This is a genomic window from Aminobacterium sp. (genome assembly GCF_034926885.1).
Taxonomy (GTDB): domain Bacteria; phylum Synergistota; class Synergistia; order Synergistales; family Aminobacteriaceae; genus Aminobacterium.
In genome coordinates, this window is the sequence record NZ_JAYFQR010000030.1 from 58,000 (window position 1) to 73,872 (window position 15,873).

Below are 15,873 nucleotides of genomic sequence, written 5' to 3' on the forward strand. Positions count from 1 at the left end.
TACGTTTCTTCTCTTAAAAAAATCAGCAAAAAGTAGGATTTTTAGCGAATGTAGGATTTTTCGCAATGGCTCAAAGCATCAGAGAGCCATTGTGGATGCATAGGCATCAACGGTGTTGGCAACTTTTGAGGATCAAAGAAACCAGCATTCAGAGTTTCCTCACCTGTTTTTTTCAAAATTCCTCCTTTCATTTTACACTCAAAACATGTTGTAATAAAATGACAAATTTTCAAATCTGGATAACGAATAATTTGTGATGCAGGATCCGAGTAGACACCAATTAAACGTTGTACTTCCACTTCCAATCCTGTTTCTTCGAAAATTTCTCGTATGATCGCATGCTCAACCTTTTCAGCAGGTTCAATGTGCCCAGATGGAATGCCCCACAATCCGTTATCTGCTCGTTTCATCAAGAGAACTTCTCCCTTATCATTAAAGACAACACCCGCTACACCTGGTTCTACACTTTGCGGCCAAATATGTGAAGGTGCTTGCCATTCCCTTATTGAAACATCAGGGTCAAATAAATCTAGTAACGTCACAATATGAGCATCTGCATTTCTATAATCGTTAGAGAAAGGAAAGGAAATATTCTCTCCCATAAGAATAGCTTGCATACCTATTTGATGAGCACCCAAAATATCCACACTAGGAGTGTCTCCAATCATAACAGCTTTATCACTCGAAAAAGTTAATGTATCTAAAGCCTTTAAAAACATCGGGGAATAGGGTTTGCCTATTATCTGAGGGGACCTTCCAGATGCAACATGAAGAGCTTCAACGACAGCTCCTACAGCTGCTAGAGGCCCGTTCTCCGATGGAAAATTACAGTCAGCATTCGTAGCAATAAAAGTTACCCCGTTATGAATGGCAAGTGCAGCGCGCCTTATTTCAGCCAAAGTTATTGAATCTCCCCATCCAGCAATAACCGCATCGCACGTAAAGTCATTAACGATTTTGACTCCAGCATTGGCTATTTCTTCTTTCAAATAATCATCACCCAAAACCCAAGCCCGTCTTATTCCATGTTCTGCAGCGTAAACACCTGTAACCCAGCCTGAAGTTATAACTTCTTCATCTTTTGCATCAATACCCATCCTATGCAAACGTTTCGTAATTCGTTTACGCGTCGTAGGATTGTTCGTAAGAAAGCGAATAGTTTTATCCCTTTCTCTCAAACGAGAAAGGGCTTCTTGCGCACCAGGTGTAAGCTCTCTGCTTATATAAACTACGCCATCAAGGTCAAAGAAAAAGGCATCAAATAAATCCGCAAGCATATCTATCTCTCCTTATTAAAATTCTCTTTCCCCAAGTATTTTATACCAGCAGAGTAATACTAACAGTTTATGATTATCAGATTTCATTAAAAGAGGGAAGAGCGCTTTTTCGCGCTCTTCCCTCTTTGTATTAAAAAACAGCAATATGAATTAATATTTTTACAATTTACATATTCATATCTTTACGCATACGTTCTGCTATTTCGTTTTTAACAACAGGATCCTGTGAAAAGCCTTTCCATATAGCCACGCAAGCAATAAGCATAACGACAGAAAATGGAAATGCCGCAACTATAGAAATTGTCTGTAGAGCCTTCAATCCTCCACTCATTAAGAGAACAGCCGCCAAAGCAGCTAAAAGAATGCCCCAAATTGCTATCTTAATTTTAGAAGGATTAATCTCACCATCTTCAGAATACATAGCTAGAACAAGAGAAGCAGCTTGCCCAGACGTAATGAAAAACGTCGAAACCAAAATAGCTGCAAGACCAGATAAGACCTGACCTAAGGGGTAATAAGAAAAAACCTTATATAGACCTGTTGAGATATTTTCTAAAACTGCTTGCCCTACAGGAGCAATTCCTGCAATGTCAAGATGAATACCTGATGTTCCAAAAACTGCAAACCAAACAAAGGTTCCTAAGCTGGGAGTAAGAAGAGCTCCAATAATAAACTCTCGTACGGTGCGTCCTTTAGAAACTCTTGCAATAAAAGAACCAGCGAAAGGAGCCCAGGCCATCCACCAAGCCCAATAAAAGACAGTCCATCCTCCAAGCCATTTAGAGAGAGCTCCACCATAAGGAGCCATTAAGAAAGATTGCTTTACAATTCCACTAAAATAGTAACCAATACCATTAAGGAATGAGCCTAGAATTGATACAGTTGGGCCAACTGCGAACATTACAAGCATAATCGCAAAAGCTATGTATAGATTCAAATCAGAAATCATTTTGATTCCCTTATTGATTCCTGAGACAGCTGCAGCCACATAAATACAAGTAATTACAATGATGACACTCATTTGTGTAGAAAAGGCATCTGGTAAACCAAGCAAATGATTCAACCCGCTTGTAATTTGCATAGCACCAAGACCAAGAGATGTTGCTAATCCAGCCAAAGTTGCAAAAATAGCCAATATATCTATTATTTTACAAACAACACTTTTCTGACCGGCTTCTCCCGTTAGGGGAATCATAAAACTACTAACCAAAGCTTTTCCGCCACGACGATACTGAGCATAAGCAATAGCAAGTCCCATAACGCAGAAACCCGCCCAAGGGTGAAGTCCCCAATGGTGAAAAGTAATCTGCATTGCCTGCGCAGCAGCTTCAGCTGTTCTAGGTTCAGCTAAAGGTGGAGCCATATAGTGCATAAGAGGCTCTCCCACGCTATAGAAGACAAGACCGATACCCATAGAACCAGAAAATAACATGGCTAGCCATGAAAAATTGCTGAATTCCGGCTTTGAATCTGGATCACCAAGTTTAATTTTCCCAAAACGGCTAAAAGCAATAATGACACAGAAAAGCAAAAGTAAAGACATTACAGAAACGTAGAGCCAGCCAAATTTGGCTATTAAAAAATCAAAAACATTACTGGCTCCGACACCTAATCCTTCTGGATCAACTATGCCCCAAACAACTACAAAAAGAGTGATACACAACGCTACAATAAAAACTGGATTCATCTTCTTGCTTTTGCCCATTGATAATACTCCCTTCTTTGCACGAAGTTAAAGTAATAGTAATTATGAAGAACAGGAGAAACTGAACTTATCGAGCTTCTCCTGTAATAAAAGCCTCATTCAAAGACTGTCTGTTTCTGAATGTCATCTGTTAAGGCTAAAATAGCCTTCTTTACAATTGCTAATCTAAACTCGAATTCTTGATCTTTTTCAAGGGAAGGATTACCAAGTGGATGAGGAATGGAACTTCCTTGAACTATCCTATTAGGACCGATAGAAGCAGCTATATCGGTTAAATTTGTAATTACAACAACAGGAATGCCAGCTTTTTCTATTTCCTTAGCCATCGTTGACCCGCAACGAGTACAGGTTCCTCAGGTAGTCACAAGAACTACAGCATCCACAGCCTGTTCTTTTAATTTTTCTACAATCTCCAATGCCATTCGTGAAGCTTCTTTTTGAGTTGTTCCCGTACCTACTGTTGCAAAATAATAATCGTTTACAGATCCAATCTTTTCTTCTTTTACTAGATATTTCAGAGCATCAAGGGGTAAGACTCTGTTAGGATCAGCATTAGCAGCTTCTGAATCATAACCTGCATGAATTGTTACAAAATCTCCAGCAGGAAGCCTATCAAGTTGAGAAACGTTATACTCTCCCCAAATAGTTGCAGAAGCAGATTGTATCCTGTCAGGATTTTCCTTAGGTACTATTCCACCAGATGTAACTAAAGCAATTCTAGCCTTAGTTATATCCTTTACAGCTGAAGCAATAGGAACAATATCTGGTTCAGGAATAGGCAACTCCGTTTGAAAAGATTCACCTTTCAACTTTTTCATTAACATGCTAAAGAGACGATCATGGGCAGGAATTGATGGTTTGGGAAAATATTGGTGACGAATGCCTCGTCCGAAATATCCCTCTTCCACAGCAGGAGCCAAGACCTCTTTACGAGCAATTTTATCTGCAAAAAGAGCCATCTTTTCCGCATCTTGTTTCATAAAGGTAGCTTTTCGACCACCTTTAAAGATGTATATATCCTTCTTGAACAATTCAACGCCAGGATTCTCTTCATTCATAGATGTAATTACTGGCACGTTAAAATGATTCGCTACAGCTTTACAGATAAGGCCACAACCACTTCCGTATCGCCCAGCCATAAATGCCGGACCGGCAAAGAAAAAGTCAAATTCCTCTTTTTCCAACCATCCAATGATCTCTGAAAGGGCTTCTTCTGTATGCTCATTTACATAATTGTCCCCGCAGATGATAGTATGTGTAATTTCAATTTCAGAAAGAAGAGAATTGAGTATATTAGAGCAACCAACTAACTCTGTGTGAAAAGAGGGCCGATAATCAGCCTTGTCTTCTCCCCCAATTTGTCCAAAAAACTGATTTATGTAATGGATAGCTTTCAACATGTTACGCCTCCTTAAAACTCCGCACAGCGTTTAATAGAATCGCCTGTTTGAGCATCGCCATCAAGAAAGGCCTGCGCCTCAATAGTGAGAGAGCCATCTTCACGTACACAACCTTCCCATCCACCACCACAACCGTCTCGAGCAATAGACTCTAAATCTCCTAAAACAACAGGCATAGAAGGCAACTCTAAAATTTCTGATACATTTCCTGTAGAAACCAGGGCATCAGCTTCTTTTCTCATAAGCACCATAGGTTGAGAAGCTCCGTCTCTTCCTGTGCATTCATTAACCGCACCTACCGTTTTTATCCCCATTTTTTCAAGCTCTGCTATAGTGAGCATAAAACCCACATCAGCATTTCCATATCCTTCTCTGGAAATGATGACTCCGTCTGCCCCTAAAGCTTGCGCTAAACGACTATCTGTTAAAACGCACAGCTTTTTCTCGCTGAGCTCAACTGTCTCATTGCTCAGAATGACGCCAAGGAAATTGATTTCTTTACCGTGCTCTTTCATTAGTTTTTTGACTATGGAATTATTTTGAAAGGAATATGTTGACATATTGTTTGAAGCAGGTGTAAAACTGCCTCCCGCAATAGCACCGTCAAGAATTTCATTGGGATGCACATACATAGGAAGAATTCTCTTTGTATCCCAACCATAGTACTCTGCGTTATATCCTCTGTCTTCCCATTGTGCCAACACCTTCATTATATACGCAACACGAGGAAGTGACTCTACATCTGATCCGCGCTTACCAAGAGGAGGTAAATCATAAACTTCTACATCCTCCGGCTCAAGATGTCGTAGGCATTCGCCTAAATATTTTGCCAGACGCATCCCTGCTTTACGATGGGCTATATTTCTTTTTTGGAATGCTCTCTTTTCAAATTCTTCGTCAGTTTCTGCTACAAGAACCAAATTGGTCATTGAGCCGAAAATAGTATGGTTCTGAAATTCTCCTCCCATATCGATTAGACCATCCTGAAAACATCCCCAATGTTTTCCAACAGAGAGAACGGAACACTCCTTTAACGCATGGGTACGTCCTTGTCCTACAGGTTCGAAACTATCAAAAAAACCAGGGAAAATAGAATTTCCAGTAACTTTACATCTTGGTTCAAAAGCATCCTTTACAGGCGTGATACGAACCATGTCACCCGGCTTAACGATATGTAATTCTGCTTCCGTAATGTGAGCGTCTTCAAAAACTACATCTAAGGCTTCTTTTTTATTTATAGTAAGAACGCCGTTACTAAAAGCTGTCGCATCGCCAAAAACCATATCTTTCACATGAAAATTACCTATCTCTAATCTCATAAAAAACCATCCCCCCTTGGAGACTCATTCTAGGGGGGATGGTGTGTGAGTGTATATTGCACACTGTGTAATAGAGTAATAAGCAAGTGTATGATTTTTATCTCACACAGTGAGTGAGATAGGTGAAAAAGGAGGGGACTTTGAAGGATGTTACTCTTTGCAAATACCCTCTCGAATACAATATCGGATCAAATCAACAAAAGTATCACAGTTAAGCTTTGCCATGATATTGCTTCTATGAGTATTAACGGTATGGCGGCTTATAGAAAGTTTTTGTGCTATTTCATGAACTTTAAGCCCATGAGCTAAAAGGCATAAAATTTCTCTTTCTCTCTCTGTTAACTCAGGTTCTCTTAACTCTTCTGAGTTTTCCAGGAGGTTAAGGTAGTTTTTTATAATCAACGAACCTGCTGTAGAACACAAGTAAAAAGCTCCATAATATACCGCTTGAATAGCTCTCTCCAGCTCTTCTGTCTCGCAATCTTTTAAAACGTATCCAGTAGCTCCCGATCGAAGCATATCAGAAATAATATAAACATTAGAATACATGGAAAGTGCTAGTACCTTCAAATCAGGTAAGCATTTCTTTAACTTTTGGGTGAGTATGCTTCCATTCATATCAGGCATCGTAACATCTACGATGGCTAAATCTATATCCGAATTTTGACTTATGACTCGCAACGCTTCTTTTCCACTGATCGCTGTAAATATTTCTTCAATAAAATTATTTTGTTCAAGGGATCGCTTCAATCCATCAAGAAACATTTTATGATCATCAACAAGCAATATTTTCATCTAAAATTTAACCTTTCGCTCCTGTAAATCTGTTGTATTGGCTGGAGCTGAAACTAAGATAGTACTTCCTTTCCCCGGCTCACTAAGAATTTCAACCGTTCCTCCAATATAATTAAGCCTTTCTTTAATGCTGAATAATCCAAAGTGATTTGAACCACTTATGAGAAATAAATTGTTTTTTTCAAAGCCAATTCCGTTATCATCTACAACTATTTCAGCATTACGAGGTGTACGCCTCAATGTAGCAGAAACTTTTGTCGCTTGTGCATGTTTAATTACATTGACAAACAGTTCCCTGACAATTTGAAATAAAAGAACAGTTACATTATCATCAATACCTTGATCACAGACTTTTCCTCTATATGTGAAGTAGATATTATTTTTTTTAAATAACCGTTCTCCTAAATCTTTTATTGCTGCACCTAACCCCACCTCGTACAAGATAGGGGAACTGATTTGAAACGTCAATTCTCGTGCATCATCAATAATATCTTGCAAAATATTAATGGTATCATTCACTTTAGAAAGTGCAGCTTCATCTTCATCTGCCAATTTCCGTATTTGCTTTAGATTATTCATGACCGTCACAAAAGAATAGCCAAATTGATCATGTATCTCTCGAGCTATAGTGCGGCGAATTCCTTCTTCTGTAAGAGACAGACGAGTTACTAAACTTTGTAATTCCTGACTGTATTTCAAAAGCATCCTCTGACTTCTATCAAGAGCTTCTTCTGATTGATAATATTGCGTAAGATCAAGAAAAAGAACACCTATAACATTACTGTTTACTGGAAAAAACAAGGCATGAAGATAACGATCTGTTTCCCTGCTGTACCCTTCAAAATGTCTGGAATGACCAGACTTAGCTGTTTCAAGCATGTTATCCATCCATAACTCTTCAGGATTAGGCCAAACCTCCTGAAAAGTTTTTCCTACAACGTTAATACGTTTGCGCCTCATTACTTTTTCATAAGAAGGATTAACGTCAATAAAGCGGAAATCAATAGGACATCCCTCTTCATCCCTTATAATTTCATGTAAAGCAAACGGTTCTAAAAGAGTTTTTAAAATAGATTCATACGCTGTGACATGAAGGACTTTTTCTGACATAGAACTATCGCTCCTTAAATCTAATTAAAGCTCCTATAAAAGAATAAATTAGGAAATGGCAATAACTGGTTATTATACGTTATTATTCTTCAATATCTCTTCTCATCTGTTCAAATTCTTCTCTTGATATTTCTCCTCGTGCATAACGACGTTTTAAAATATCTAAAGCCGCTTCATGTGTAGATGAAACCAAATGGGGTGTTGGCTCTTTTTTGAAAAGCAAAACGAGCAATATGACAATGCCAACGATAATGATTAGCATCATAAAAATCCCTCCTGGAAATCCAAACATCATTGGATGCCACATACTCCATGGCAGACTCTCTGAATTTGCAAAAGCAAAATATGGAAATACGATACTTAACCCTAAAACCATAAAAAATAACATACGCATTGAAATTCCCCCCCTTTCGTTTCTATTGACAGTCCAAAAGATATAAACATACAATAAAGAAAATTCTTTTTTATTAGGGAGATGATATCATGTCCCGAAATCACTTTCTATTAGTGAGTGTTTTTTTAATAGCCATATATATTTTCTTCCCTTCAGTACATTCTAGTTACGCCCAAACTCTGACCACTGTAGAGATAAACGAATACGAAGGAACAAAGTTAGGCTCAATAAAAGATTTTAGAGAAAATTCAATCAAAGGAATTCAAGAGGTAAATCCAGATACATATACACTCGTTGTGGATGGACTTGTAGAAACCCCCCTTTCTTTTACTTTAGAAGAACTTACGGAGAAACTCCCCCGAGCCAAGAAAGTTATACGTATAGATTGTGTTGAAGGCTGGGCTGTAACATGTTTATGGGAAGGTTTTCTCATAACCGATCTCATCAACCTCAGTGTGCCTAAAAAAGAAAGTAAAATTATTATCTTTCATGCCGTCGACGGGTATACAACGTCGTTACCACTCGAATACATTAAAGAGAAGAATATTATGTTAGCTGATCATATAAATGGAATAGTACTTCCACAGGCGCAAGGATTTCCACTTCAGCTTGTAGCAGAAGATAAGTGGGGATATAAATGGATTCGTTGGATTACGCGCCTTGAGTTATCGGATGACGAAAGGTATAAGGGGTACTGGGAATCTCGAGGATATAGCAATCAAGGAGATATTGATAAATCAATGTTTGGGGATTAACTTATGCTAGAATCCAAAGCATACGAAAAATTTCTGGCAAAGCTTAATAGAATTTTTGCATGGCTTCTTATTCCCGTTCTTTCTATTAATTTTATAAGTGGATATGCAATATTACATCCACGTATTTTTGACTGGATCATAACAAAACCATCAGCCTTTCGCCTACACCTTAATATCCAACCTTTGACCATTGTATTGGTATCTTTCCATGCCTTCTATTACATTAGAATACGTATTCTACAAAAAGGGTTCCCAAAGAGATATGTTGATCTTTTTTTAGGAATTTGTTACGCCATTCTTAATTTCGGAGTTTTTTACTTGCGATTAAGAGGGTGACATTCATTTTATGAATAGTGGAGGGTAATGGCAATGATTAGTTTATTTCAATGGACTGGTCGTATCGCTATTGTTCTGTTAATTATTGCTTGTGTTACTGGCTTGTTCGGAAATGTGCTACGACGATATTTTAAGGGAACCCTTGTTTTTAAAATTCATAAATGGGTCGCACTAAGTGCTCTTTTGTTTGGACTTATTCATGGTCTCATTTACTGGCTATTCTTACAGTAAATAAAAGTGGAAGGAGGGATGAAAATGAAAAGTAAGTTAAACATCCTCTGCGTTTTCCTCTCTTTCTTTATATTTAGCTTTGCCGCTCTCGCCCATCCTCCTAAAGACATAAAACTTCAATGGGACCCTTTACAAAAAATTCTCTCTGTTCACATTGAACATGCGGTAGATAATCCAGAAAAACACCACATTAAAAGTATAAAAGTAGAAGTCAACGGAAAAACATTCGAAGAAAGGATGTATAAAACTCAAGAGAATTCAAAAATACAAATAGATACTTTCAAAATACCAGACATATCTTCAGGCACAAATATAACCGTTACAGCTGAATGCAACATTTTTGGCACTATGAAAAAAGAAATTGTTATACCATAATAAATAAAAGCAGGGGGAATTATTAAAGATTTGAAACAAGTTATTTCCCTCTGCTTTTATATTCAAATTTCCGCCCTCGCTTTTTATATTTCCCCACAATAGGTGATTTTCTTCACTCTTGCTTTAAAAATATCTTGATGTTAATATTTCTGGCATGCCGGCATGATTCTTAAAAGTTATAAAAATTATTCCATAACAGGAGGGTGCACTACATGTTCTCTAAATCAAAAAAATTTTCATTGTTCTGTGCGCTTTTACTTACGATTGCATCATCGATGCTACTCCCGCTTTCTTCATCTCCAGCACTAGCACAAGAAGTTCCTGTAATTAAAATGGCCTGGGGCTTTGATCTCCATGCAGGCATTTTACTTGTTGCTACAGCACGAGGCGAAAAATTCAAAGATGGCGGAGTTTATCTCAAACCTATCATTGAAAAACAGCAATATGAACTTTATTCTAATGGCGAAAAGATTGCTTTGCTTGAAATGGTTGTTACAAAGGGAAGTTCTGAATCGGCAGTTCTCTTAGGTCAAAAACGACTTGATTGCTGCGTTAATTCAACTACCGGCATGATGTTTGCCTACGATAGAGGAACTAAATTACGCGTCCTCTGCCCTATACATGTAGATGGAATAGCCCTTGTGTTCCCTCCCGAAACAAAGTTTTATGGCTGGGATGCCTTAGAAAAACATATAAAGGATTCGCCTAATCCCGTTCGTCTTGGCTACCACTCCCCAACTAGCGCGCCGCGTGTTGTTCTTGAAACAGCTTTAAAAAAAGGAGGATTAAAGGTTACCGAAGATCCAAACGACTCAACTGCTGATGTTTTACTTGTTGATTTAAAAGGCGATAGAAATATGCTACCAGCTTTCTCTGGAAATTTCGTAGATGGTTGGGTCGGCCCCTCTCACTATCCAGAAACAGCAGAAGCTCAAGGGATAGGGAAAATTGTTTTACACCTCAAAGACTTTCCCCCTGCAGGACAATGGTATGATTTCCCTTGTTGCTCTCTCACAGCAAGAGAAGATTCTATAAAAGAGCATCCCGAAGTGTACCAGGCACTTACTCAGTTATTCCATAACAGTGCTGAATGGTGTACGGCCCATAAAAAAGAAGCAGCAAAAATCAATTCTGAAATTATCGGAATTCCTGTAGAAGCAGCTGAAAATGCAACTATCGTTTACACGACAACTCCTTCAGAAAAATGGATGGATGGAGTCAAACTCTATGTAGATGTTTTAAATGATATGGGCAAGTTCGAAGGAGAAATGAAAGGAAAAAGTTTTGATGAAATAAAAAAGGTTTTCTTTGACTTCAGTTTCATCAATAAAGTTGAATAGAATTTTGACTCGTATCAAGAAGGGGGGAAATTCCCCTCTTCTTGATAGAAATAATTTAGGAGAGATCACCATGAAACAACTCGCATTCAAAACTGGACTTTCTCTAATACTCCCTTTTTCAATTCTTATTCTTTGGGGGTATATGGCAGATATAGTAAACAATCCTATGATCCTTCCAACCTCTCAAGAAGTATTAAAACAATTTATCATGCCCAGTAAAAGCATAATTGGGTTAGGATCTTTATTTACCAATATAGCCGTAAGTCTTATTAGGGTTTTATTAGGATATACTGTAGCTTTGCTAGTAGCGCTTCCTTTGGGAATACTTATGGGATCAAGAGAAAATATATACTATTTTTTTAATACTTTTTTAGGTTTTTTCCGGCCAGTTCCCCCAATAGCATGGGTTCCTCTTATTTTAGCCTGGCTTGGAATGACAAGTTTTGCCACCATCTTTGGGCTTCGACAAGGAACGTGGTATGTTTATTTGAGTAACTTTAAGCTCTCAATGGTCTACATTATCTTCTTAGGAGCTTTTTTTCCTATCATAACGAGTGCAATACATGCCGTAAAAAACGTTCCTAAAACGCTAATAGAGTCAGCTCGTGTGCTCGGCGCCACTAAGTCAGACATTTTTAGGAAGATACTTCTACCTGGAGCTGCTCCTACATTGATGAATGGGATGCGAACAGGACTAGGCGCTGCGTGGGGATGTTTAGTTTCAGCAGAGATGCTACCCGGAAGTCTTTCCGGTGTTGGATATTTAATTACCCATGCTTACGAATTAGCACGAGTAGATATTGTCATTACCGGAATGATCTGCATTGGTGTTATTGGCGCCCTTCTTGATTACGCTTTCAGATATCTTGAAGAAAAAAAATTTTCATGGCAACATACTGCACGTTAACTTAAAAAGGAGGCTGAATTTTCTACCAGCCTCCTTTTCTATTCTAATCAGACAAAACGACAAAATGTGTAACTCGATTGCCGATAATGCTTTTTTCAACAATACTTGATAGCTCATTTCCTGCTTCGAGCGAAGTAATAACTGTTCGACCAATAATCAACCTTCCCTCTTTTTCTTCAACCAAAGTACGTATCCCCCATAAATTATGTAAAAAAACGGGTTTGTCATGATATGTTCCTATATACAACATAATATGCCCTGGCAAAGCTGCTAAAGTTAAAAAAGGTTTCCCTTGCGAAAGTACCGTTTTTTCCTTTTCGATAAGAGGAAGGCCTTTCACGTCGACAGAAATTCCTTGTGAAGCTTGGGCTTTCGAATTTCTTGGTAACCATAAGCCAAACACTGCAAAAAAATCCTGCGTCGTGGCGCTACAATCTCGCCTATTATTACCCCCACCCCAACCGTAAGGTTCATGCATAAATTGTGAAGCAATATAAGCTGCATTCCATTTTGTGAAATCTAAAGGCTTTGGAGTAATGCAACAATCAGAAAGAATGATCTTTTTAAAAAAAACATTACTATCCAATCCTCGAACTGGAATAAGTACTTCATATGAAGCTTGAAGAGGAAAATGTTTAACTATGGGTAAAATTGTTCCTATTTTTGCTTTGGCATAAAAATGTTTCTCATTATCCAGAAGAGGAAGGTTATCTTTTATCACTACGCCCATCGGATATTCTCTCCACATTTTTATCTGGTCTTCTGTTATCCATGCGATACGACGAGTATCTATCCATCCAGAAACTGCGTGACTATCAACAAAAGCCCATGCTCCATCTTCAGAAAGATGAGAGACAAAAAGAGGATCTCCTGGTTTCACCGTTGTATTCTGTCCATAATCAAAGGGATATCCTTCGCCTGCCTTTTCAAAGTCAAAGAAGACTGGCTCATTTGACGGGAAAGCTCGAAGATTTGCCTCTTCCACTACTATAACCTTCTTGTTTTGGCTTCCAAAATGCTCTATTTGGGCGTTTTCCTTTTGCTTTTCATACCAACCATATAATCTCAAACGTCTATTTTCTCCATATGTTTTTTGATATGGGAACCATTTAAAAGGCCACAATAAAGAATCAAGGCCCCGAGAAGGCCCACTTTGAGACCACGGAGAAAAGTAATGTTTATTATATTGATTATCCATATTTTTTTGTGCTTCAACATTCAAAATTCGATCCGAATAATCTCCGGTTATGTAATAAAAGCAATTCTGACTTAAAGAGACGATATCTTTTATTTCTTCTTCATCCTTTTGATACGCCCAGGAAACCGATTTAAAACATAGACTAAAAAACAACAGGCAAAATAAAAAAACGTACATTTTAAAATTACTTTTTCTACTTAAGGTCAGAATTGATCACCCTCTTCTCCGCTCTTTATTTATGATTTCATATTCCTCATTTGACATTTATCTTCTGCAATGATATAAGTATTTAAAATTTCAGACAGGTTGGAGGCAACTTTAATGTCTTTAGTTATTATATCCTCTTCCAACTGCTTTTTTGAGTATTATTACGCCGGCGAGGGACCCCTCTGGAGGGCCAGCGCTTAGGCGTTGATGGCCTTTACAGGGCCGGGTTCCCGTTACTAGGGGATCCGGCCCTTTTTTTATTCTTTGAAATTAAAAATGAACGCGAAAGGTGGAAATTAATATGTTTCAAGTTGATAAGTCAACATTGATCGGTCTTCAAAAAATAGTACGTCAAGTCTGGAATACTCACGGTCTTTATAGAAGGAAAATGGAACAATGTGGAATTTTCCCAGAGGACATTCATTCAATTGATGATTTTAAAAAGTTACCTTTTACTACAAAACAAGATCTGAGGGATAGCTACCCTCTCGGACTTCTCGCCTGTTCACAAAATCAGGTTGTTAGACTTCACGCTTCCTCTGGAACAACAGGCAAACCTACATTTGTTCCTTACACACAAAGAGATATCAATGATTGGAAAGAATGTATGGCAGAATGTTTAAAAACAGCTGGGGTTACATCTGATGATGTATTTCAAATCATTCTTGGGTACGGCCTTTTTACTGGAGCTCTCGGATTTCATTACGGGGCAGAAAAAATTGGAGCTATGGTTATTCCATCTGGAGGAGGTTTTACAGATCGCCAACTTCTTTTAATGGAAGACGCGCAAACAACTGTTTTTACAAGCACGCCCTCATATGCTCTATACCTCGCTGAGAAAATTGTTAAGCATAACTTACGTTCTAGACTGAATCTTCGTCTTGCTATTCTTGGTGGAGAAGCCTGGACTGAAGATATGGGACATCAAATAGAAGAAATGCTAGGAATCACTGTTATCAATTCATATGGTCTTTCTGAAATTATGGGACCTGGGGTAGCTATGGAGTGCAATGCAAAAAATGGAATGCACTTTAACCATAATCACTTTTTTATGGAAACAATAGATGCAGAAAACGCACAACCTTTAGCCGACGGGGAGTTTGGAGAGCTTGTTATCACGACAATTAATAAAGAAGCTTTTCCACTTATTCGTTACAGAACTCGAGACCTGACATCTCTTATTACAGAACCTTGCAGTTGTGGCCGTCAAGGAAAACGAATTGCAAGAGTTGCCGGACGTAATGACGATATGCTCATAATACGGGGTGTCAACGTTTTCCCATCCCAAGTAGAAGCTGCCCTCGCTTCTGTAAAAGGACTTTCTCTGCACTACCATCTAGAGGTACGCCATCACAAAGATATGCCAGAACTTACGGTAGTCTGCGAATCTGCCAAACTTCTATCTGAATCTGGAAGAGAACAACTCAAGGCAAAGACATCACATCATTTAAAAGAGAAACTCGGCATTCGAATTAACGTTCAGATTGCTGACCCTGAAACTCTCGTTAGAAACGAAGGGAAAGCTTGCCGCGTAATGCATGTAGCTTAAAAAAGGCCAACCGATAGGTCTAAAAGGGAGGAATATATAATGTCTGAGAAAAAGGTACATCAGGAAAAAACAAGAATGAACGAAAACCTTTACGACCCCAAGCAAAACGAATTTGATTTTGAAGGGCTTTCTTTCGCCTACAAAGAGGCACGAAATCATGAACGAAGATAGCGACTATTTCTATTGCTGGCCGCCCGAAAAAGGAATTTGTAGTTGTCTTTTTCGAGCGGCCTTTATTTTTTCATTTCATACTTATTTAGTGTCAATCCGCTAATGAAACTCCCAAATCAAAAGCTTCTTGAAGGGCGTCACTATTTTTCGACGTTGGAGTATTTCCAGAGCACGCTTCCAGCACCCCGTAAAAATTCATGCCTAACCAATCACAAATGTCTGTATACATCTTTTCTACAAGTTCTGGGCCAAGGTTAGGTTTCTCTCCACCATAAGTCATTATCAAAACTACCTTTTTATTTTTTAGTCTGTCGTAATTAATGGCATAGAGTCGATCCATAAAAAGTTTCATCTGAGCAGAAATTGTCCACCAATAGACAGGAGTAGCAAAAACGAGAACATCTGCATCGTACACTTTAGAATAGAGTTGTTGCATATCATCGTCAATTACACAAAGCACCTCCGGGTTTTCGCGACAAGAATTACATGCGGTACAAGGAGCAATGTTACAAGAGTGTAAAAAAACAGTCTCACTTTCGACATTATGAGTAGCTGCACCTTCCAGAAATTTCTCTAAAAGTGACGCCGTGTTCCCTTTTTTGTTGGGACTGCCAAGTAACGCGAGTATCTTCATAAGTACTACCTCCCGGTAAATAGGTTAGTTATGTGTAAGGGGCCATAGTTTGCTTCCTGATAACGTGATAAAGTGAATGGCGGGAATCCCAGTCCGTACGATTGGCTCCCGCCAATTCAAAGATAAATGGGCTCACCCTGTCCAATAGTAGTGGCGGAATGGAAGTTGCG

16 protein-coding genes are annotated in these 15,873 nt (G+C 38.5%); 7 read left to right on the forward strand and 9 right to left on the reverse strand.

From position 1 onward, the window contains the following. Window positions 1-41: 41 nt before the first annotated feature. The 7 genes from VB083_RS10920 to VB083_RS10950 form a co-directional block, all read right to left on the reverse strand. Window positions 42-1,277, reverse strand: coding sequence for an HAD-IIA family hydrolase (locus VB083_RS10920; protein WP_213691910.1), 1,236 nt, complete (start codon window positions 1,275-1,277; stop codon window positions 42-44). Between the two features lie 166 nt (window positions 1,278-1,443). Next, a complete protein-coding gene (locus VB083_RS10925) occupies window positions 1,444-2,982 on the reverse strand; it encodes a BCCT family transporter (RefSeq protein ID WP_213691911.1) in 1,539 nt (512 codons plus the stop codon). 95 nt (window positions 2,983-3,077) lie between these two features. Beyond that, entirely contained in the window at window positions 3,078-4,382 is a 1,305-nt protein-coding gene (locus VB083_RS10930; RefSeq protein ID WP_213699704.1) for a glycine/betaine/sarcosine/D-proline family reductase selenoprotein B, read from the reverse strand. Window positions 4,383-4,393: 11 nt separating this feature from the next. After that, window positions 4,394-5,701, reverse strand: a complete 1,308-nt coding sequence (locus tag VB083_RS10935; protein WP_213691913.1) for a glycine/sarcosine/betaine reductase component B subunit — start codon at window positions 5,699-5,701, stop codon at window positions 4,394-4,396. Window positions 5,702-5,851: 150 nt separating this feature from the next. Continuing rightward, complete coding sequence (locus tag VB083_RS10940; RefSeq protein WP_213691914.1) at window positions 5,852-6,496, reverse strand: response regulator transcription factor; 645 nt, start codon at window positions 6,494-6,496, stop codon at window positions 5,852-5,854. Next, the gene (locus VB083_RS10945; protein WP_213699703.1) at window positions 6,497-7,606 is read right to left on the reverse strand and encodes an ATP-binding protein; all 1,110 of its coding nucleotides are present in this window, start codon (window positions 7,604-7,606) and stop codon (window positions 6,497-6,499) included. 82 nt (window positions 7,607-7,688) lie between these two features. Then, window positions 7,689-8,000 (reverse strand): SHOCT domain-containing protein, encoded by a 312-nt coding sequence (locus tag VB083_RS10950; protein ID WP_213699702.1) that lies wholly within the window; start codon window positions 7,998-8,000, stop codon window positions 7,689-7,691. Between the two features lie 89 nt (window positions 8,001-8,089). On the opposite strand from VB083_RS10950, the gene VB083_RS10955 reads away from it, so the two are divergent. The 5 genes from VB083_RS10955 (at window position 8,090) to VB083_RS10975 (ending at window position 11,944) form a co-directional block, all read left to right on the forward strand. Next, complete coding sequence (locus VB083_RS10955; RefSeq protein WP_307879513.1) at window positions 8,090-8,755, forward strand: molybdopterin-dependent oxidoreductase; 666 nt, start codon at window positions 8,090-8,092, stop codon at window positions 8,753-8,755. Window positions 8,756-9,124: 369 nt separating this feature from the next. After that, a complete protein-coding gene (locus tag VB083_RS10960) occupies window positions 9,125-9,322 on the forward strand; it encodes a hypothetical protein (protein WP_323402050.1) in 198 nt (65 codons plus the stop codon). Window positions 9,323-9,346: 24 nt separating this feature from the next. Next, window positions 9,347-9,697 (forward strand): hypothetical protein, encoded by a 351-nt coding sequence (locus VB083_RS10965; protein WP_323402051.1) that lies wholly within the window; start codon window positions 9,347-9,349, stop codon window positions 9,695-9,697. A gap of 212 nt (window positions 9,698-9,909) precedes the next feature. Further along, window positions 9,910-11,037, forward strand: a complete 1,128-nt coding sequence (locus VB083_RS10970) for an ABC transporter substrate-binding protein (RefSeq protein ID WP_213691920.1) — start codon at window positions 9,910-9,912, stop codon at window positions 11,035-11,037. A 70-nt stretch (window positions 11,038-11,107) separates the two neighbouring features. Further along, the gene (locus tag VB083_RS10975; RefSeq protein WP_213691921.1) at window positions 11,108-11,944 is read left to right on the forward strand and encodes an ABC transporter permease; all 837 of its coding nucleotides are present in this window, start codon (window positions 11,108-11,110) and stop codon (window positions 11,942-11,944) included. Window positions 11,945-11,987: 43 nt separating this feature from the next. On the opposite strand, the gene VB083_RS10980 is transcribed toward VB083_RS10975, so the two are convergent. Then, window positions 11,988-13,319, reverse strand: coding sequence for an SH3 domain-containing protein (locus tag VB083_RS10980; RefSeq protein WP_213699699.1), 1,332 nt, complete (start codon window positions 13,317-13,319; stop codon window positions 11,988-11,990). Window positions 13,320-13,650: 331 nt separating this feature from the next. Between VB083_RS10980 and VB083_RS10985 the strand changes: the two genes are divergently transcribed. After that, window positions 13,651-14,898 carry a phenylacetate--CoA ligase gene (locus tag VB083_RS10985; protein WP_323402052.1) on the forward strand — a complete coding sequence of 416 codons (1,248 nt, stop codon included), beginning with the start codon at window positions 13,651-13,653 and terminating at the stop codon, window positions 14,896-14,898. Window positions 14,899-14,937: 39 nt separating this feature from the next. Beyond that, window positions 14,938-15,069: a hypothetical protein gene (locus tag VB083_RS10990; RefSeq protein WP_307879514.1), complete on the forward strand. Its 132-nt coding sequence runs from the start codon at window positions 14,938-14,940 to the stop codon at window positions 15,067-15,069. 91 nt (window positions 15,070-15,160) lie between these two features. Here the strand turns inward: VB083_RS10990 and VB083_RS10995 are convergent, their stop codons facing one another. Beyond that, window positions 15,161-15,703 carry a flavodoxin family protein gene (locus VB083_RS10995; protein ID WP_213699691.1) on the reverse strand — a complete coding sequence of 181 codons (543 nt, stop codon included), beginning with the start codon at window positions 15,701-15,703 and terminating at the stop codon, window positions 15,161-15,163. Window positions 15,704-15,873: the final 170 nt, after the last annotated feature.